Source organism: Tateyamaria sp. (genome assembly GCF_059783535.1).
The window spans coordinates 1-17,061 of sequence record NZ_JBYNDP010000024.1 but is presented as its reverse complement, the minus strand read 5'-3'; the positions used below and the strand labels follow the sequence as shown (position 1 = coordinate 17,061).

General features: G+C 58.4%; 18 protein-coding genes, 1 tRNA gene and 2 rRNA genes. 9 read left to right on the top strand and 12 right to left on the bottom strand.

What is annotated here, in order from left to right; genetic code table 11:
• Nucleotides 1–92: 92 nt before the first annotated feature.
• The 4 genes from AC6RA8_RS07210 (at nt 93) to AC6RA8_RS07195 (ending at nt 3,266) form a co-directional block, all read left to right on the top strand.
• Nucleotides 93–578, top strand: a complete 486-nt coding sequence (locus AC6RA8_RS07210) for a VOC family protein (protein ID WP_500351592.1) — start codon at nt 93–95, stop codon at nt 576–578.
• 219 nt (nt 579–797) lie between these two features.
• A complete protein-coding gene (locus tag AC6RA8_RS07205; RefSeq protein ID WP_500351591.1) occupies nt 798–1,904 on the top strand; it encodes a class II histone deacetylase in 1,107 nt (368 codons plus the stop codon).
• 61 nt (nt 1,905–1,965) lie between these two features.
• Nucleotides 1,966–2,544: a nitroreductase family protein gene (locus AC6RA8_RS07200; protein ID WP_500351590.1), complete on the top strand. Its 579-nt coding sequence runs from the start codon at nt 1,966–1,968 to the stop codon at nt 2,542–2,544.
• Nucleotides 2,541–3,266 (top strand): EI24 domain-containing protein, encoded by a 726-nt coding sequence (locus AC6RA8_RS07195; protein ID WP_500351589.1) that lies wholly within the window; start codon nt 2,541–2,543, stop codon nt 3,264–3,266. The genes AC6RA8_RS07200 and AC6RA8_RS07195 overlap by 4 nt, the downstream gene beginning before the upstream one ends.
• Here AC6RA8_RS07195 and AC6RA8_RS07190 read toward each other — a convergent pair.
• Together AC6RA8_RS07190 and mce are read right to left on the bottom strand one after the other, a co-directional pair.
• Nucleotides 3,217–3,492, bottom strand: a complete 276-nt coding sequence (locus tag AC6RA8_RS07190) for a DUF1467 family protein (protein WP_500351587.1) — start codon at nt 3,490–3,492, stop codon at nt 3,217–3,219. The genes AC6RA8_RS07195 and AC6RA8_RS07190 overlap by 50 nt on opposite strands.
• On the bottom strand, nt 3,492–3,896 hold the full coding sequence (gene mce / locus AC6RA8_RS07185) for a methylmalonyl-CoA epimerase (protein WP_500351586.1): 405 nt from the start codon (nt 3,894–3,896) through the stop codon (nt 3,492–3,494). Before mce ends, AC6RA8_RS07190 begins: the two co-directional genes overlap by 1 nt.
• Before the next feature lie 128 nt (nt 3,897–4,024).
• Between mce and AC6RA8_RS07180 the strand changes: the two genes are divergently transcribed.
• The gene (locus tag AC6RA8_RS07180) at nt 4,025–4,744 is read left to right on the top strand and encodes a response regulator (RefSeq protein ID WP_500351584.1); all 720 of its coding nucleotides are present in this window, start codon (nt 4,025–4,027) and stop codon (nt 4,742–4,744) included.
• Between the two features lie 8 nt (nt 4,745–4,752).
• On the opposite strand, the gene AC6RA8_RS07175 is transcribed toward AC6RA8_RS07180, so the two are convergent.
• From AC6RA8_RS07175 to aspS, 4 genes are all read right to left on the bottom strand, one after another.
• Nucleotides 4,753–5,481, bottom strand: a complete 729-nt coding sequence (locus AC6RA8_RS07175) for a GNAT family N-acetyltransferase (RefSeq protein WP_500351582.1) — start codon at nt 5,479–5,481, stop codon at nt 4,753–4,755.
• A gap of 52 nt (nt 5,482–5,533) precedes the next feature.
• The gene (locus tag AC6RA8_RS07170) at nt 5,534–6,706 is read right to left on the bottom strand and encodes a DUF1501 domain-containing protein (RefSeq protein ID WP_500351580.1); all 1,173 of its coding nucleotides are present in this window, start codon (nt 6,704–6,706) and stop codon (nt 5,534–5,536) included.
• A 9-nt stretch (nt 6,707–6,715) separates the two neighbouring features.
• The gene (locus AC6RA8_RS07165; RefSeq protein WP_500351579.1) at nt 6,716–8,107 is read right to left on the bottom strand and encodes a DUF1800 domain-containing protein; all 1,392 of its coding nucleotides are present in this window, start codon (nt 8,105–8,107) and stop codon (nt 6,716–6,718) included.
• A gap of 97 nt (nt 8,108–8,204) precedes the next feature.
• Nucleotides 8,205–9,986, bottom strand: a complete 1,782-nt coding sequence (gene aspS / locus AC6RA8_RS07160; RefSeq protein ID WP_500351577.1) for an aspartate--tRNA ligase — start codon at nt 9,984–9,986, stop codon at nt 8,205–8,207.
• A 119-nt stretch (nt 9,987–10,105) separates the two neighbouring features.
• Between aspS and pcaC the strand changes: the two genes are divergently transcribed.
• From pcaC to pcaG, 3 genes are read left to right on the top strand one after another with little or no spacing between them, the layout of a single operon-like run.
• Nucleotides 10,106–10,486: a 4-carboxymuconolactone decarboxylase gene (gene pcaC, locus AC6RA8_RS07155; protein ID WP_500351575.1), complete on the top strand. Its 381-nt coding sequence runs from the start codon at nt 10,106–10,108 to the stop codon at nt 10,484–10,486.
• Nucleotides 10,483–11,208: a protocatechuate 3,4-dioxygenase subunit beta gene (gene pcaH, locus AC6RA8_RS07150; RefSeq protein WP_500351574.1), complete on the top strand. Its 726-nt coding sequence runs from the start codon at nt 10,483–10,485 to the stop codon at nt 11,206–11,208. The genes pcaC and pcaH overlap by 4 nt, the downstream gene beginning before the upstream one ends.
• A complete protein-coding gene (gene pcaG / locus AC6RA8_RS07145) occupies nt 11,208–11,816 on the top strand; it encodes a protocatechuate 3,4-dioxygenase subunit alpha (RefSeq protein WP_500351572.1) in 609 nt (202 codons plus the stop codon). The genes pcaH and pcaG overlap by 1 nt, the downstream gene beginning before the upstream one ends.
• A gap of 51 nt (nt 11,817–11,867) precedes the next feature.
• Here pcaG and katG read toward each other — a convergent pair whose 3' ends face one another.
• Nucleotides 11,868–14,042, bottom strand: a complete 2,175-nt coding sequence (gene katG, locus AC6RA8_RS07140; protein ID WP_500351570.1) for a catalase/peroxidase HPI — start codon at nt 14,040–14,042, stop codon at nt 11,868–11,870.
• A gap of 231 nt (nt 14,043–14,273) precedes the next feature.
• Between katG and AC6RA8_RS07135 the strand changes: the two genes are divergently transcribed.
• Nucleotides 14,274–15,185, top strand: coding sequence for a hydrogen peroxide-inducible genes activator (locus AC6RA8_RS07135; protein WP_500351568.1), 912 nt, complete (start codon nt 14,274–14,276; stop codon nt 15,183–15,185).
• 51 nt (nt 15,186–15,236) lie between these two features.
• Here AC6RA8_RS07135 and AC6RA8_RS07130 read toward each other — a convergent pair.
• From AC6RA8_RS07130 to AC6RA8_RS07110, 5 genes are all read right to left on the bottom strand, one after another.
• Nucleotides 15,237–15,313 (bottom strand) — tRNA-Met (locus tag AC6RA8_RS07130).
• 92 nt (nt 15,314–15,405) lie between these two features.
• Entirely contained in the window at nt 15,406–15,537 is a 132-nt protein-coding gene (locus AC6RA8_RS07125; RefSeq protein WP_500351566.1) for a hypothetical protein, read from the bottom strand.
• A 137-nt stretch (nt 15,538–15,674) separates the two neighbouring features.
• Nucleotides 15,675–16,481, bottom strand: coding sequence for a glycosyl transferase (locus AC6RA8_RS07120; protein ID WP_500351565.1), 807 nt, complete (start codon nt 16,479–16,481; stop codon nt 15,675–15,677).
• A gap of 258 nt (nt 16,482–16,739) precedes the next feature.
• Nucleotides 16,740–16,854 (bottom strand): 5S ribosomal RNA (rrf, locus tag AC6RA8_RS07115).
• Nucleotides 16,855–16,943: 89 nt separating this feature from the next.
• A 23S ribosomal RNA gene (locus AC6RA8_RS07110) occupies nt 16,944–17,061 on the bottom strand; the annotation flags it as partial.

Sequence of the window (17,061 nt, the reverse complement as noted above, 5' to 3'; positions counted from 1 at the left end):
ACCTGTCCACCATCCCGCACCAATGCTGTGCAGAACTGCGCCTAGCCACTGACCCTGACGGTCCCTAACTTTGGGATCAAAGGAGACATATGATGACTGCCACAGTCCCGGCTGACACACGCGTCGGCCATATCCACCTCAAGGTCACGGACCTTGAACGCTCCATCGCATTCTACCGCGATGTTCTCGGATTCAGCCTGACCCAGCGCTACGGCGATCAGGCCGCGTTCCTGTCGGCGGGCGGCTATCATCACCATATCGGTCTGAATACCTGGCACTCACGCGGGACGGGCCCGGCACCCGAGCGCGCCGCAGGGCTCTATCACGTCGCCTTCGTCTTTCCGGACCGCGCGTCTCTGGGTGCCACTCTGGGACGTGTGCTGGACCACGGCACACAGCTGGAGGGGGCGGCTGATCATGGTGTGTCAGAAGCGGTCTATTTCCTTGACCCAGACGGCAACGGGATCGAACTGTATCGGGACCGGCCCGAGGCTGAGTGGCCGCGCGCATCGGACGGTGCCATCGCGATGAACAACGCCCCACTGGACGTGCCCTCACTGCTAGCGGAAGGCCGTTAACCCGTTGGTAATCAACGGCACCGTACGCCGCGTCAACCCTGCAATTGGTGCACAACCGGTGTACGGGGGGTGCACAGCGGGTGCACACATAGTGCATCGTCGAATTCCCCTATTTCGTGGCCGTTAACCACGATTCGCCTGCTGCCGAGTAGTGCCTCCACCGTACGTTGCGTCGCCTCCTGATTTCCGCCACCTTGCCAACACCAAACGGAGGGCACTATGAGCACCGCATTCTTCTGGGACGAACGCACCATGTGGCACGGCGGCGGCAACTATGCCTTTACCGTACCTTTGGGTGGATTGGTGCAACCACTGGCCGCTGGTGGCCTGCCGGAAAGCCCCGAAACCAAGCGGCGGATGAAAAACCTGATGGATGTTACGGGTCTGACAAATGACCTGCATGTCACCACGGCCGACGCGGTAACACATGACCATTTGATGCGGGTGCACCCCGAAAGCTACCTGAATGAATTCAAAGCCTTATCTGATGCGCAAGGGGGTGAGATCGGTCACCACGCGCCCTTCGCCACCGGTGGATACGAGATTGCCGCGCTTGCCGCGGGCCTCACCACCGCAGCGGTCGAAGCCGTTTTGAAAGGCACCCATGAAAACGCTTACGCCCTCGCCCGCCCACCGGGCCACCATTGCGAAGCGGCGACCCCCATGGGCTTCTGCCTGATGGCCAATATCGCCATCGCGATTGAGGCTGCCAAAGCCACGCGTCCCGGCCTGCGCGTCGCCGTTCTGGATTGGGATGTGCACCACGGCAACGGCACGGAGTCCATCTTCTATGACCGGCCCGATGTGCTCACGATCTCCTTTCATCAGGAGGGGAATTATCCCTTAGAAACAGGATACTTAAAGGATCGCGGCAGTGACGCCGGCGAAGGCGCAAATATCAACCTTCCACTGCCCGCAGGGGCGGGTCACACGGCCTATCTCCACGCCATTAACCGGGTTGCCGTTCCCGCCATCGAGGCTTTCAATCCCGACCTTATCATCGTGGCCTGCGGCTTTGACGCGTCCGCTGTGGACCCCCTCGCCCGTATGCTGGCCACCGCCAAAACCTTCCGCGAAATAACGTTGAAAATCAAAGCCTTGGCGGAACGTATCTGCGACGGAAAATTGGTCCTCAGCCACGAGGGAGGGTACTCTGAAATCTACGTCCCCTTCTGCGGTCACGCCACGCTCGAAGCCCTGTCCGGCAGCAAGATCACTGCCCCAGATCCCATGGCCCGCGCCCTGAACAACCGTCAACCCGGGCCACGGTTCGACGCTTTCCTGCGCGCCGAAATTGACCATATGGCCCAACAACTTGGCCTCTAACCCCTTGACGTCGCAGCCAATCGCCACGACATGCACCTCAACATGTAAAAAGGCGTAACATATGCCCACAAGAAACCAAGCTGCACTCGACTTCCTTATGACCCGCCGGTCTCGTCCCGCCAAAACGTTGCGGGAACCCGTGCCGGATCGGGCAACGCTAGAACAGCTTCTGACGGTAGCTGCCCGCACCCCGGATCACGGCAAACTGGAACCATGGCGCTTCATCGTGCTGGGCAAAGCGGCCATGCCCCGTCTGGCCGAGACGGCGGAACAACGAGGGCTGGCCCTTGGCCTTGACCCCGATCAGATCACGAAAGGACGGTCGCAATTCGATCAGGGGCACCTGGCTGTCGCGGTTGTGGAAGTCACACGCCCGGTCGAAAAAATCCCTGCATTGGAAATGACTTACTCGGCTGGCGCCGTCTGTCTCTCTCTACTAAACGCCGCCCTCGCCGCGGGTTGGGGCGCAAACTGGCTCAGCGGGTGGCCCAGCCATGATCGCGGGTTCATGACGGATGCACTTGGCCTTGCCGAAAACGAACGGATCGCCGGGTTCATCCATATCGGTACAGAAACCTCCGCCCCGCCCGAACGTCCCCGCCCCGACGTACCGGCCATTACCTCATGGGTCGACGCATGATCCTGACTGCGTTTTTCTCAGCCCTCGGCCAGATCAGCGACCCGCGCTTTCGGCGGGTTCTGCTGTTGGGGATTGCCCTTACGATCGCACTTCTTGTCGCAGCCACATCGGGCTTTGTCTGGTTCATCGGCTGGCTTACGGCAGACGGTGTATCTGTCCCTTGGATCGGCACCATAACGTGGCTTGGCGACATCATCACTTGGAGCTCATTCCTCTTGTTCCTTGTGCTGTCGATCTTCCTGATGATGCCGGTGGCCTCTGCCATAACATCAATGTTCCTTGATGAGGTCGCACAGGCGGTCGAAGACCGCCACTACCCCAACCTACCACCGGCGCAGAACGTCCCGTTTGGGGATGCAGTTGTGGACACGATAAACTTTCTGGGCGTGCTGATCGGCGCCAACATTTTGGCACTGATCCTTTATGTGATCTTCACCCCCGCTGCCCCCTTCATCTTCTGGGGCCTGAACGGGTTCTTGCTGGGTCGAGAATACTTCACACTGGCAGCCATACGCCGCGTCGGTCGCGCGCGGGCCAAGGAGCTACGGCGTGCCCATAACGGAACGATCTGGCTTGCGGGCACACTCATGGCAATCCCGCTCAGCGTACCTTTGGTGAACCTGCTGATCCCAATCATCGGGGCCGCAACATTCACCCACATCTTTCACAACGTCACAGCGGCTCAATCGCCCGATCAAAAAAGTTCATATCGTCCAGAGTGATCCATCCCGAAAGGATGATCCCGGCGATAACAACCCACAAGACCAAGGCCACCCATGTCACAATCCACGCCTTGCGGCGCGTATGGTGATGTTCGGGAGCGCCCGCATGCGTGCCCGGCTCCACGTCACCCAGATCACCCTGAGTCTGCACCTTGATTGGCAGGGCGATCAGGAAGCACAGCCACCAGATGACAGCATAGAGAACAAGGGCAGACGTGATGCCCATCAGACCTGCTCAAGCTCGGTCAGGGTGCCATTCATATCTTTTGGATGCAGGAAGAGCACCGGTTTGCCATGGGCGCCGATCTTGGGCTCGCCATCGCCCAGCACACGCAAGCCGCTGGCTTTCAGATGATCGCGGGCCGCGATGATGTCTTCGACTTCGTAGCAGACGTGATGGATACCGCCCGACGGGTTCTTGTCCAGGAAACCTTGGATCGGGCTATTATCACCAAGGGGGTACAGCAGCTCGATCTTGGTATTGGGCAGCTCGATGAAAATGACGGTCACGCCGTGATCGGGTTCGTTTTGCGGCTCACCGACATTCGCGCCCAGCGCGCTGCGATATTGCGCGGCGGCGGCCTCGAGGTCGGGTACGGCAATGGCAACGTGGTTCAGGCGACCGATCATGTTCTAAGGCTCCTCTGACTGGCAATTGCGCCCTTATCACCAAGAGGCGGGCAAGGTGCAATGTGACGTTAACGCGCTGTTAGGCATGGAGACGTAACGATGAGTCGCAAGAGCTTTTGGAGGATCTGATGGACACGACGGACCCGTTCAAACCCAGTTACCCGGCCCCAACCGCCTTGCGCCCACTTTTGGGGCTGACCGTTCTCGTGATCGAGGACAGCCGCTATGCCTGCGAAGCGATGCGACTGCTTTGTCTGCGCAGCGGTGCGCGCATCAGGCGCGCCGATACGATGCGCGCGGCCCGACGGCATTTGCAGGTATATCGCCCATCCGTCGCGATCATCGATTTGGGGCTGCCGGACGGGAACGGTGCCGATCTCATTCACGATCTTGCAACAGCCGGGCAACGTCCTGACGTGATCATCGGAATTTCGGGCGATGCTGATGGCGCGCACCGCGCGCTAGACGCTGGGGCGGATGGTTTCATGGAAAAGCCTGTGGTCTCGCTCGCCAACTTCCAAGAGGGGATTCTGAGGCATTTGCCAGAAGACAGGCAACCGCTTGGGCCACGAACGGTCCCCGAAGGAGATGTCGAACCAGATCCAATCGCATATCGCGACGATATGGTTCATGTCGCTGACGTACTGGAAGACGTTCATGACGCACGTACCCTTGACTATATTGTGCAGTTTCTAGGTGGCGTCGCGCGCAGCGCACATGACGCGGAGTTGTTGCAGGCTACGGATGCACTTGCGGCCAAGCGCGCGCGGGGCGATTCTGCCGCGTCAGAAACTGCAGCAATCGCCGGATTGGTTCAGGACAGGCTGTCGGAAAAGATCGCGATCTGACAGGCGGCCTACCCGCCCGTTAACGTCGGATCGTCAGCGACACGCACAAGCCGGGTCAAATCGGACAAACGTTCAATCTGCGCACCTGTTGCGTCGAAATTGGTGTCCGACAGCCATGCACCAAATGCTTCCTTGAGGGCGGGCCACTCGGCATCGATGGCGGCGAACCAAGCAGTGTCCCGATTGCGTCCCTTCACCACAGTCGCTTGGCGAAAGATGCCTTCGTAGCTCAATCCAAGCCGTTGCGCAGCGGCGCGCGACCCTCGGTTCAGCGCATCACATTTCCACTCAAAGCGGCGGTAGCCCGCTTCAAAAGCCCATGTCATCATCAGATACAGCGCCTCGGTTGCAGCGCGTGTCTTCTGTAAGGCCGGGCTAAAATTGATGTGCCCCGCCTCAATGCTGCCTGCCTCAGGTGCAATGCGTAAAAAGCTGGCGACACCCTCATACTGGCCGCTGGCAATGTTGAGAATTGCATAGAATTGCAGCGCTGGATCCTTCTCGGCATCTCGCACCCAACGATGATACTGCGCAGACGAGGAATAAGGACCGTAGGGCAGGTAGTCCCATACACGGTCATGGCCGACATATGCCCGATACAACAACGCAGCGTGTTGCTCCGCACGCAACGGCTCGAGCCTGGCCTGGGTGCCGGTCAGCACGGTTGTTGCATCCGGCACGGGCGGCGGTGTCCAATCGGGCACAGGTGCCGCATTCACTGTATAAAGCGCAGTCATGGCCGGACGTTAGGCAAGTAGCCGCCCAAGGCCAAGTGGCATTGCGCATGGATCAGAGGATCAGTCCCGGATCGTCGCCCATGTCCATGCCGGGGAAAACAGCGCTCTCCAACACGTTCCGATCCAGCCCCGTCAAACCCTGCATCACCCAAGCCGCGTGAGCACGGACATCACCCGTCGGCATCAGATCACGATCTTGATACAAATCACCATCACCCAAGCCAGGCCATTGACCAAAAACACGCCCGCCCTTGATCGCGCCACCGGCAAGGATCATAAGCCCGCCCGTACCGTGGTCGGTGCCAAGGGTTCCGTTCTGCCGCGCTGTGCGACCAAATTCGGTCATCGCAACAACCGCCGTCTTGCGCCACGTGTTCCCACGCATCTTTCCCCGCAAGGTCAGCAGCGTTTCCGCCAGACGAGTTAGCGCGGTGTTTATGAAGCGCGGTTGCCCGCCGTGGGTGTCCCACCCGTTCAACGAAAAAGCCGCGATCCTCGCTTCGTCTGAAAGACGTTCCGCCGCGAACTCGGCAGTTTGCAAATGGCTGCCCTTACTTCGCTTCTGTATGTCGTCGGTCACGTCCGACAATATCTGGGCTTCGGACAATGCAGCGTGCAGGGCAGGATCCGACTCCGTCACAGTCTCAAGCAGTCGCGCGGCTTGCGGGCTCAGGCTAAGATCGGCATCTGGCGACCAGTTTGCTACATCTGCGGCCCCCTGAAGCAGTAACATGTCACTGCGCCCAACGGCATAGGCTGTCTGTGACGTCACACCGGGGACTGCCTGCAGCATACGGTTCAACCATCCATCCCGAACGCCCACCATGCTCGTCGTGCCAGCCTCCAACAAGTCCTGACCATCAAAATGGCTGCGCTTGTCACGGTAGGGCGTGGATACGGCATGCACAAAAGAAAGTTGCCCCGCTTCCCACATCGGGATCAGCGGCCCAAGGCTTGGATGCATGGCAAAGTAGCCATCAAGATCATAAGCACCGCCCTCGGGTCCGAGGGCCAATGACCCGCGAAGACTGTTAAAGGCAGGATCGCCATAGGGCTGAACAACATCCAGCCCGTCCATGCCACCCCGGAGAATGATGACAACCAGCCGCGTGTCCCAGGGTGCCGCCGCAAAGCTTACCGGTGTCAGCAACGGGCTGGCAGCCAAAGAACAGCCAATCACCCCGGTGCGGGCCAGAAAGTCACGGCGAGACAAGGACGATGACATCACAATCTCCTACTTGCGCTGAAAGGCGGGTGACATGAGGACAAGCCCCACGGCTTCGGGACGGCTTTCTGCAGATGCCGCGACAAACCGGACCGCATCATCCGCAAAACGCCCCAACGCAGTTTCCGCGAATTCACGCGGATCGGGCAGCGGATCTTTGACACGAACAGGCGTGGCCATCGCCCACGCTACCCGGGCAGCAATGCCTTGCGGCGTGATCCATTTTGGATCCTCTTCCGCCCAACCGTCCGGTCCAATCGGACGTTCCCATGTTTGCCCCATCCGTGTCAGGGGTTGGCTGAAAAATCGCGCAATCCACTTTTCCTCGCGCTCCGCAAAAGCTTCCTTGGGGATTGCCAGCGCGCGCAATCCCGATGAAACAAAATCAATGGGCAGTTTGAAGTTCGACAACGTAGGTTGCCACGCAGATGGATGCCCCAGCAACGCCTCGTAGACAGGCATAAGCGCGCCGTCGTTTTCGATGTATGCGGCCTCCAACGTGTCGATCAATTTGGGATCAGGAGTGTCCGACACGAAATGAACCGCGAGTTTCCAGGCCAGATGTCTCGCGGTGGCCGGGTGCGCAGCCAAATCAGCCAAAGCCTCGCGCACCCATTTCACATTTGGCTGTTCGCCATATGCAACGCCAAGCACGGTTTCGGCCCCCGGTTCGGCAATATCCTTCCGAAACTTGAAACCGTTGCGCGCATCAAAGGTCAAACCAGTGAAAAGCTCGGCCAGTTGCGTCACGTCTTCTTGCGTATACGGTCCGTCGACGCCCAACGTGTGCAACTCCAAAACCTCGCGCGCAAGATTCTCGTTCAAGCCGGCAGGTTTCTTGGGGCCTCGCTTGACTGCGCGTGCACTTGTGGGGCCCATGGCACGGGTCTGATCCAGATAATCCAGCATCAGCGGGTGCATGACGGCAGACTGCAACAAGTCCTCAAATCGTCCAGCAATAAAAGGGCGAATGGCATCTTCAGTGTAAGGTGACGTAGCGCGTCGAATGACACCGCGCTTGCCGCGCGCGGTAAAGTGATCCGCCCAAAACGCGACAATCCGCTCCCGGAAGGCTGTTTGCGTATGTGTGCGTCGCAACATCGTCTGACCCAACCAGCCGAACATGGCGATCCGCGCTTCCTTGTTCAGCACATTTCGCTTCTTGCGTGCTGCCGCAGCAAGGTCCGTCCCGCGATTTTTGCGACGTATTTCATTTTGCGCCTGCGCTGCGACCATGCGCGACCTGAATTGAGCAAAGCCTTCAATGGGAAACGCGCTCTGCATCAGGTCAGGACCCATCAGACCGCTCAACATATCTTCGATATTGTCCGGCTGCGCATAAACAGGTGACAAGCCAAATCCAAACCGGATTTCGGCAAGTTGAGGATCAAAGTTACGCACGTCTACACACCATGGGGCTTTCCGAACACGGTGCCAAGATAGCATCGGTTACCCCCAGTTTCACGGGGTAACCAGATGTCATTGCGCAATTGCTTGCTTAGTCCTGCGGAATGACCCGCAGGCCCAGTTCCATCAGCTGGTCGCTGGTGGGGTCGCTTGGAGCCTGCATCATCAGGTCCTCGGCGCGCTGGTTCATCGGGAAAAGGATCACCTCACGGATATTCTGTTCACCCGCCAGCAGCATCACGATCCGGTCGATGCCCGCTGCACAGCCCCCGTGGGGCGGCGCGCCGTATTGGAACGCATTAACCATGCCGCCGAAGCGCTTGCGTACCTCTGCCTCGTCGTAACCCGCAATCTCGAACGCCTTGAACATGATCTCGGGCCGGTGGTTCCGGATGGCACCTGACACCAGCTCGTATCCGTTGCAAGCCAGGTCATATTGATAGCCCAGCACCTTGAGCGGGTCACCGTCCAGTGCTTCCATCCCGCCTTGCGGCATAGAGAACGGGTTGTGTTCAAAGTCGATCTTACCGGTTTCTTCGTCGACTTCGTAGATCGGGAAATCCACGATCCAGGCAAAGGCAAAGCGATCTTCGTCAATCAGCTTCAGCTCTTCACCAATCACGTTGCGCGCACGGCCTGCAATGGCCTCGAACGCTTTAGGTTTGCCACCCAGGAAGAAGGCCGCATCACCCACACCTAGACCCAATTGCTGGCGGATCGCTTCGGTACGTTCGGGACCGATGTTCTTGGCCAGCGGACCAGCCGCTTCCATCCCTTCTCCCTGATCACGCCAGAAGATATAGCCCATACCAGGCAGACCTTCCTTTTGCGCATAGGCGTTCATGCGGTCACAGAACTTCCGACTGCCCCCGCCCGGCGCTGGAATGGCGCGGATCTCGGTGCCTTCCTGCTCCAACAGCTTTGCGAAAATCGCAAAGCCGGAATCGCGAAAGTGGTCGGAGACCACTTGCATTTTGATAGGGTTGCGCAGGTCGGGCTTGTCGGAGCCATACCACAGGGCCGCATCACGGTAGCTGATCTGCTCCCATGTTTCGGGTGCATCCACCTTCTTGCCGCCGCCAAACTCTTCGAACACACCGGCCAGGACGGGCGCGATCGTGTCGAACACGTCCTGCTGTTCGACAAAGGACATCTCCATGTCCAACTGGTAGAAATCGGTGGGCGAACGGTCCGCGCGTGGGTCTTCATCGCGGAAGCATGGCGCGATCTGGAAATACTTGTCGAAGCCCGACACCATCAACAGCTGCTTGAACTGCTGTGGCGCCTGCGGCAATGCATAGAATTTGCCGGGGTGCAGGCGCGACGGAACGAGGAAATCACGTGCACCTTCAGGTGAGGATGCTGTGATGATCGGCGTTTGGTACTCGCGGAATTCCTTGTCCCACATGCGCTTGCGGATCGAAGATACAACGTCAGACCGCAGCTTCATGTTCTCCTGCATCTTGTCACGGCGCAGGTCGAGATAGCGATAGGTCAGGCGGGTTTCTTCCGGGTATTCCTGATCACCGAACACCATAAGCGGCAGTTCCGCCGACTGGCCCAGAACTTCCAGATCGCGGATGTAGACCTCGATCTCACCCGTGGGCAGCTTGGGGTTGATCAGGCTTTCGTCACGTGCCTTCACATTGCCATCGATGCGAATGCACCATTCGCTGCGCACCTTCTCCAACTCGGCAAACACCGGGCTGTCCGGGTCGCACAGCACCTGCGTCACGCCGTAGTGGTCGCGCAGGTCGATGAACAGAACGCCGCCGTGGTCCCGCACCCGGTGGACCCAGCCCGACAAACGCACATTATCACCCACATTGGCCGAAGTCAGAGCGGCGCAGGAGTGAGAGCGGTAAGCATGCATGGCGAGATCCCTTCGGGGCTGCGGTTTTTGATCGGCGCAGATACACCGGGCAGGGGGTGGAAAGTCAAGGCGACAACGCCGTTTGCCCCATGCTATCACCAAGGAAAAGGGAGGGTTCGATGGACGACAAATGGGCCAGAGGTATGGGCGTGCGCCGGACCGTGCTGGGCGATGCCCACGTGGACCGTGCCGAGGCGGTTAAAACGCCCTTTGACGCGCCGTTTCAGGAACTGATCACGGAAGGGGCATGGGGCACCGTCTGGGCCAGCGATGTGATCAGCCTGCGGGAACGGTCGATGTTAACCCTCGCGCTCCTCGCCGCCACCGGCAACTTCGATGAAATTCCGATGCACATTCGCGCCACGGCGCGCACAGGGGCCAGCAAACAGGACGTGACCGAAGCGTTCCAGCACGTCGCCATCTATGCAGGCGTGCCACGCGCCAACCGAGCCCTGAAGATCGCCAAGGAAACCTTCGCCGAAATGGAAGCCGGGACATGAGCGACGGCCCCCTTTTCCACCGGGATCGCAACTGGCATCCGAAACCTCTGTCGCCCGATTACAAAACCAGCGTGGTCCGCTCGCCGCAAAAGGCGCTCTTGTCTATGAACACGACGCTGAGCGAGGAAACCGGCCCGATTTTCGGCCAAGATATGCTGGGCGAACTCGATAACGACATGATCCTGAACTTTGCCAAGCCCGGCGAAATGGCGCTGGGTCAGCGCATCATTGTGCATGGGCGGGTGCTGGATGAAAACGGGCGTGGCATTCCGGGCGCACTGTTGGAATTCTGGCAGGCCAATGCGGGTGGACGCTATCGCCACGCAAAAGAAGGATACCTCGCCCCGCTTGACCCAAACTTTGGCGGCTGCGGCCGGACGATCACGGATGAAGACGGTGGTTATACCTTCCGCACCATCAAACCCGGAGCCTATCCATGGCCCAACGGCGTGAACGACTGGCGACCCGCACATATCCACTTTTCTGTCTTCGGGCACAGCTTTGGTCAGCGCCTGATCACACAGATGTATTTCGAAGGCGATCCGCTGATCCCGCTCTGCCCCATCGTGCGCACGATCGGCGACCCGGAGGCCATCGCCCAACTTATCGCGCCGCTGGACATGAACAACACGGTGCCGATGGACGCACGCGCCTACAAGTTCGACATCGTGCTGCGCGGACGGCGGTCTACCATGTTCGAAAACCGGATGGAGGGGAATTGATGCAAAAGCAGACCCACCTCAAGGAAAGCCCGTCGCAGACCGCCGGGCCTTATATCCACATCGGATGCGTCCCGAATTTCTGCGGTATCACAGGGGTTTATGATCACGATCTTGGATCAACCATGATCAACGAAAAAACTGAAGGCGATCGGATCACTGTCACGGGGACCGTGTTTGATGGCACGGGAACACCGCTCAAGGATGCGCTGGTCGAGATATGGCAGGCGGACGTCAACGGCATCTACAGAACGGGGGATCCACGTGGTGCGGGAGATCCGAATTTCGCCGGCTGGGGACGCACAGCAGGCGACTACGATACGGGCGTCTGGGCATTCGAGACAATCAAGCCCGGCGCGGTTCCATTCCCCGGTGGGCGGATGATGGCGCCGCACATCACGTTCTGGATCGTGGCACGGGGCATCAACATCGCGCTGCAAACGCGCATGTATTTCCCGAACGATCCGATGGTTGCCGACGACCCATGGCTCACCCGGATTGAACATCAGAGCCGCGTGCAGACCCTGATTGCCAAGGAAGTTTCAGCCGCAACTTTCCAATTCGACATCCACCTGCAAGGACCTGACGAGACCATCTTTTTTGATGTCTGAAACGAAAAACGCGGGCCGTGATGGCCCGCGTTTCACTGATTTGAGAGTGCCTTACAGCAGGTCGAACCGGTCGTTGTTCATAACCTTGGTCCAAGCCGCGACAAAGTCGTTCACGAACTTCCCGGCATTGTCGTCCTGAGCATACACCTCGGCATAGGACCGCAGGATCGAGTTTGAGCCAAAGACCAGATCGGCGCTGGTCGCCGTGTATTTGATCGCACCGGTTGCACGGTCGCGCAGCTCATAGCTGCCGTCGCCCGCCGGATGCCAGCTGTAGGCCATATCGGTCAGGTTAACGAAGAAGTCCTGCGTCAACTGCCCAGCCCGGTCGGTAAACACACCATGCGATGTGCCGCCATGGTTTGTGCCCAGCACACGCATGCCACCCAGCAGAGCGGTCATCTCTTGCGCGTTGAGGCCCATCAATTGCGCGCGGTCCAGTGTCAGTTCTTCGGCGCTGATGGCAAGATCCGCCTTGGCGAAGTTCCGGAAACCATCTGCGTGAGGCTCCAGCACATCGAAGCTGTCGGCATCTGTCATCTCGTCGGTAGCGTCACCGCGACCCGGCGTGAACGGAACAGTCACGTCCAAACCAGCCGCCTTGGCCGCTGCTTCCACAGCAACATTGCCGGCCAGAACGATGACATCCGCGACCGAGGCACCTGTTTCCGCTGCAATTGGTTCCAGCGCAGCCAGAACGGCATCGAGACGCTCAGGTTCGTTGCCTTCCCACGTGCGTTGCGGTGCCAAACGGATGCGCGCACCATTGGCACCGCCCCGGTTATCCGACCCACGGAACGTGCGGGCACTATCCCAAGCCGTTGCAATCAGGTCAGCATGGCTGACACCGATTGCCGCGATCTTGGCTTTCACAGCGCCCACATCGTAACCAGTGTTTCCTGCGGGGATCGGATCTTGCCAGATCAGATCCTCGGCGGGAACGTCGGGACCGATATAGTTGGCACGCGGCCCCATATCGCGGTGGGTCAGCTTGAACCACGCGCGGGCAAAGGTATCGCGGAAGTAGTCTTCGTCGGCGATGAACTTTTCGCAGATCTCGCGATAGATCGGGTCGACCTTCATCGCCATGTCTGCGTCCGTCATCATCGGCATCGTGCGTTTCGAAGGATCAGACGCATCGACCGGCATGTCCTCTTCCTTGATATCGACGGGTTGCCACTGGTTCGCACCCGCAGGCGACTTGGTCAGCTCCCAATCGTAGCCAAAGAGCAGCTTGAAATAGCCCATGTCAAACTTGGTCGGTTCGGTTGTCCACGCGCCTTCAATGCCCGACGTGACAAGCGAGCTGGCTTTGTCAGTCTGGTTGGGGTTCATCCACCCCATGCCCTGTGCCTCGATACCGGCACCTTCTGGTTCGGCGCCCAATGTACCTGCATCGCCATTGCCGTGGGCCTTGCCAACAGTGTGTCCGCCGGCCGTCAGCGCAGCAGTTTCTTCGTCGTTCATGGCCATACGGGCAAAGGTTTCGCGCACATGCAGTGCCGTACGGGCTGGGTCAGGATTGCCATTCACGCCTTCCGGGTTGACGTAAATCAGGCCCATGTGCACGGCAGCCAAGGGGTTTGCCATGGTCGACGGATCGTCCAGATCTTCGTAGCGATTTTCACTTGGGGCAAGCCACTCGGCTTCCTCACCCCAGTTGATATCGATGCCAGGCGCCCATGTATCGGCACGGCCAAAGCCAAAGCCAAAAGTCTTCAAACCCATGGATTCGTAAGCAATATTCCCTGCCAGCAGCATCAGGTCAGCCCAGGACAAGGCGTTGCCGTACTTCTTCTTGATGGGCCACAGCAGGCGACGGGCTTTATCCAGGCTCGCGTTATCCGGCCAGGAATTCAAAGGGGCAAACCGCTGATCACCGGCAGAACCGCCACCGCGCCCGTCCTGCATCCGGTACGTACCGGCGGCGTGCCACGCCATGCGGATCATCAAGCCACCGTAATGACCCCAGTCCGCGGGCCACCAAGGTTGGCTGTCGGTCATCAACGCATACAAGTCCGCCTTGACCGCATCATAGTCGAGCCCTTTGACAGCTTCCCGATAGTCGAAATCCGGGTCCATTGGATTGGTGCGGGCACCGTGCTGGTGAAGCACCTCAACCTTGAGGGCGTTCGGCCACCAATCCTTGTTGGTGCGCCCACCAAAGGTGCTTTGCAGGCTCGCGCCGTGCATCACAGGGCATTTGCCGATGTCGTTGCCATCCATGTCAGTCTCCGTTCATTGCTGCGTTGCGTGTCGTTGCTAAGGTCTGATTTAGTGAAAGTTAAGAATCATTCTAGACTTGTCTTCAGAATGATTTCCGCCCCCCGCTGATACAGTCCAACGCGCGCGATTCGCCTGAGATCAAGCGAAGCGGCGCACTTACAAAGCCGAACGTAGAAGCAACTGACGATTTGTAGAAGTTGCATTTTCCAATGATCTCGATAACTAAAACCTATGAATATCACTCTACGCCAACTCCGCTACTTCAAGGCACTGGCCGAAGACCTGCACTTTGGTCGTGCAGCTGACCGTTGTGCCATCTCCCAACCCGCCCTCTCCGTCCAGATTCGCGAATTGGAGGGAAACCTAGGCATCGAATTGTTCGAACGGCAGCCGCGGGCACTACGCTTGACACCACGCGGCGAAGAGTTCGCCGAACGTGCCAATCCAATTCTGCAGGCCGTGGACGAGCTGGGGGACTGGGCACAAACCGCCCGTGGGCGTGGGTTGGGCCTGTTGCGTCTTGGGGTCATTCCCACCATCGCCCCCTACCTTCTACCAAATTTCATAAGTGCCTTGACGGACGCTCATCCACAGGTCGATTTACACGTTCGAGAAACCATCACGCCACGCCTGGTGGATGAGTTGTTAGATGGCCAACTGGATGCAGCCATTGTCGCCCTGCCCCTCGATGAACCGGCGCTTGTCGAAACGCCGCTGTTTACTGAAGAAATGGTGTTGATCCGCCCTAATTCGGATCGAGACGCGGCGCCGGTCCAACTGGACGCACTGGCATCCATGCGCCTTCTGCTGCTGGAGGAAGGGCATTGTTTTCGTGATCAGGCTATATCGTTCTGCAACATTAACCCAAATCGCCCCGGCGGTGGGCTTGATGGCAGTTCGCTTGGCACATTGGTGCAGATGGTGGGCGCGGGCATCGGGGTGACATTGATCCCGGAAATGGCAATCGACGTCGAAACGCGATCTGCCCCTGTCTGCATCAACCGCTTTGACGCGCCGGCTCCGCAACGATCAATCGGTCTTGCGTGGCGCGCGTCGAACCCAATGGGGGAAATGCTGACTGAACTCACGGACATTGTGCGGAAGGCCGCCGGGCGCGATGCGGACCAGTGGCGTGACGTTTAGCATGCAGACGGGGACCCAAACGGGAAACGCCGTCCCGAAGGACGGCGTTTTTGGTTGCGGGAGTAGGATTTGAACCTACGACCTTCAGGTTATGAGCCTGACGAGCTACCGGGCTGCTCCATCCCGCGCCAATTTGTTCAGGTGATGTACGCCGAGTCGCGGGAGACCGCAAGGCCGTCCCCCACATTTGCTGTCGGAAAACCGTCATAAAATCGCGCATCTAGTCCCGGAACTCTGCCTGCCATTCCGTGTTTGGCCGTTCTTCGACAACTCCAGAGGCAATCGTGGCACTGTAGACCCGATCATGGCGACCGGTAACCGTAACTTTGACAGAATGGGTTCTCACAGGCATATCCAGGCGCCACAGGTGGCTATTGTTTCATTCAGCACCTGGCCCTGAAAAGTACTAACTTTTTCAGCCCGGAAGCTGCCGAGCCAGGTGGTGAAACCAGTGGCGTGGAATTTTGACAAAGAAAATGCTGTTCGGCATCAATCCGCTGTATCCTGCCAGATCCTCTGAACCCACGGCGTCGGCAATACATAACGACGAAGGCTTTGAAATTTGCGGGCCTGGCGTACCGCACGGGCAATGTGCTGAAGCGGTGGAAGATAGGGCAGGCTGTCCGAGAACTGGCCAATCGCCGCATCGGCCGGGTTGGGCACGCCAGCAAAGATAACCACACGCGCATCACGGGGCAACCGGGGCTCCATAAAATAGTTCAATGGAAACAGGGGGATACACTCGATCCGAAAGTGGCGCACCCAGCGCTTCGGCCAAAACTTAACACCGTTTGGTGCTGTTTTTGTTACAAAAACTTGCTCCCATTTATGGGTGTCCGCAACGGTTTGCGGGTCTTCGGCAAACGTGCGTTGCAAATCGGCGAGCGCACCAACAGGCATCCGATAGATGGATGTCTGGCCCAACTTGTGAAACGGTTTCGCGACATTTCGGGCCAACACCACATCCTCGGGCGACCCGAATGCAAAAAAGTCGTCGAGCGATCCGGTGATCACGACATCAAGATCCAGAAACAGAACCGGGCCTTCCAAATCCGGCAGGGTCTCAGCCCATAGTCGTGACTTTGGCCATTTCCCGCGCGTGTTCTTCGGCATTTCGCCAGGCATTGGGGGCAAATCATGACAAATTACCTCGTCACGAACGCCGTCGCGGATGTCTGTGTAGCAAACGAATTTGAAGGGTGGCGTGATATTGCGCTCAACCATCTGGTACAGGCGATTGATGTATGGCGCACCGTAGCGGGTGCCCCAATTGATGCACATGATCTGTTTGGTCATTCCGCGTACTAACAAGCAGCGCGTTGGCACGCAATCAGGTGTATTAGGTGATCTCTGATGCAGTCGGCGTATGGCGTTCTTAGAAGCAACGTCGTTCCGCCGCAGTTACGGCCACCGGGCAAGGATCGTATACGTAAGTTGAATGGAGCCTGTTGCGTGGTCCGCCAACACTGACGTCACCACACAAAAAAAACCGCACCAGAAGGGCGGTTGATTTATGAAACATCGTCAGAGAGATACTCTAAAAGGGCTTTTTAGGTTTGGCAGTGACCTACTCTCCCACGCCTTAAGACGCAGTACCATCGGCGCTACAGCACTTAACGGCCGGGTTCGGGATGGGACCGGGTGTTTTGCTTGCGCTATGACCACCAAACCGAAAAAACCCTTTAAGTCCAAGTCATGTACGACTGATTGTGTGTGTATGCTCTTGATGTATCGTTCGAAGTCTTGCTTCTACTGGATCAAATCAAGCCTATCGGACAATTAGTACCAGTCAACTGAACGCATTACTGCGCTTACATCTCTGGCCTATCGACGTGGTGGTCTACCACGGTCCTCAGGGATACCTTGTTTTGAGGGG

Bases quoted from the DNA above. Each gene is read 5' to 3' on its own strand.
- AC6RA8_RS07120 (WP_500351565.1), bottom strand. From the start codon at position 16,481: ATGACCAAACAGATCATGTGCATCAATTGGGGCACCCGCTACGGTGCG.
- AC6RA8_RS07170 (WP_500351580.1), bottom strand. From the start codon at position 6,706: ATGTCATCGTCCTTGTCTCGCCGTGACTTTCTGGCCCGCACCGGGGTG.
- aspS (WP_500351577.1), bottom strand. From the start codon at position 9,986: ATGCATGCTTACCGCTCTCACTCCTGCGCCGCTCTGACTTCGGCCAAT.
- AC6RA8_RS07200 (WP_500351590.1), top strand. From the start codon at position 1,966: ATGCCCACAAGAAACCAAGCTGCACTCGACTTCCTTATGACCCGCCGG.
- pcaG (WP_500351572.1), top strand. From the start codon at position 11,208: ATGCAAAAGCAGACCCACCTCAAGGAAAGCCCGTCGCAGACCGCCGGG.
- AC6RA8_RS07195 (WP_500351589.1), top strand. From the start codon at position 2,541: ATGATCCTGACTGCGTTTTTCTCAGCCCTCGGCCAGATCAGCGACCCG.
- AC6RA8_RS07135 (WP_500351568.1), top strand. From the start codon at position 14,274: ATGAATATCACTCTACGCCAACTCCGCTACTTCAAGGCACTGGCCGAA.
- AC6RA8_RS07180 (WP_500351584.1), top strand. From the start codon at position 4,025: ATGGACACGACGGACCCGTTCAAACCCAGTTACCCGGCCCCAACCGCC.
- AC6RA8_RS07175 (WP_500351582.1), bottom strand. From the start codon at position 5,481: ATGACTGCGCTTTATACAGTGAATGCGGCACCTGTGCCCGATTGGACA.
- pcaC (WP_500351575.1), top strand. From the start codon at position 10,106: ATGGACGACAAATGGGCCAGAGGTATGGGCGTGCGCCGGACCGTGCTG.
- mce (WP_500351586.1), bottom strand. From the start codon at position 3,896: ATGATCGGTCGCCTGAACCACGTTGCCATTGCCGTACCCGACCTCGAG.
- AC6RA8_RS07205 (WP_500351591.1), top strand. From the start codon at position 798: ATGAGCACCGCATTCTTCTGGGACGAACGCACCATGTGGCACGGCGGC.
- AC6RA8_RS07125 (WP_500351566.1), bottom strand. From the start codon at position 15,537: ATGCCTGTGAGAACCCATTCTGTCAAAGTTACGGTTACCGGTCGCCAT.
- AC6RA8_RS07210 (WP_500351592.1), top strand. From the start codon at position 93: ATGACTGCCACAGTCCCGGCTGACACACGCGTCGGCCATATCCACCTC.
- katG (WP_500351570.1), bottom strand. From the start codon at position 14,042: ATGGATGGCAACGACATCGGCAAATGCCCTGTGATGCACGGCGCGAGC.
- pcaH (WP_500351574.1), top strand. From the start codon at position 10,483: ATGAGCGACGGCCCCCTTTTCCACCGGGATCGCAACTGGCATCCGAAA.
- AC6RA8_RS07190 (WP_500351587.1), bottom strand. From the start codon at position 3,492: ATGGGCATCACGTCTGCCCTTGTTCTCTATGCTGTCATCTGGTGGCTG.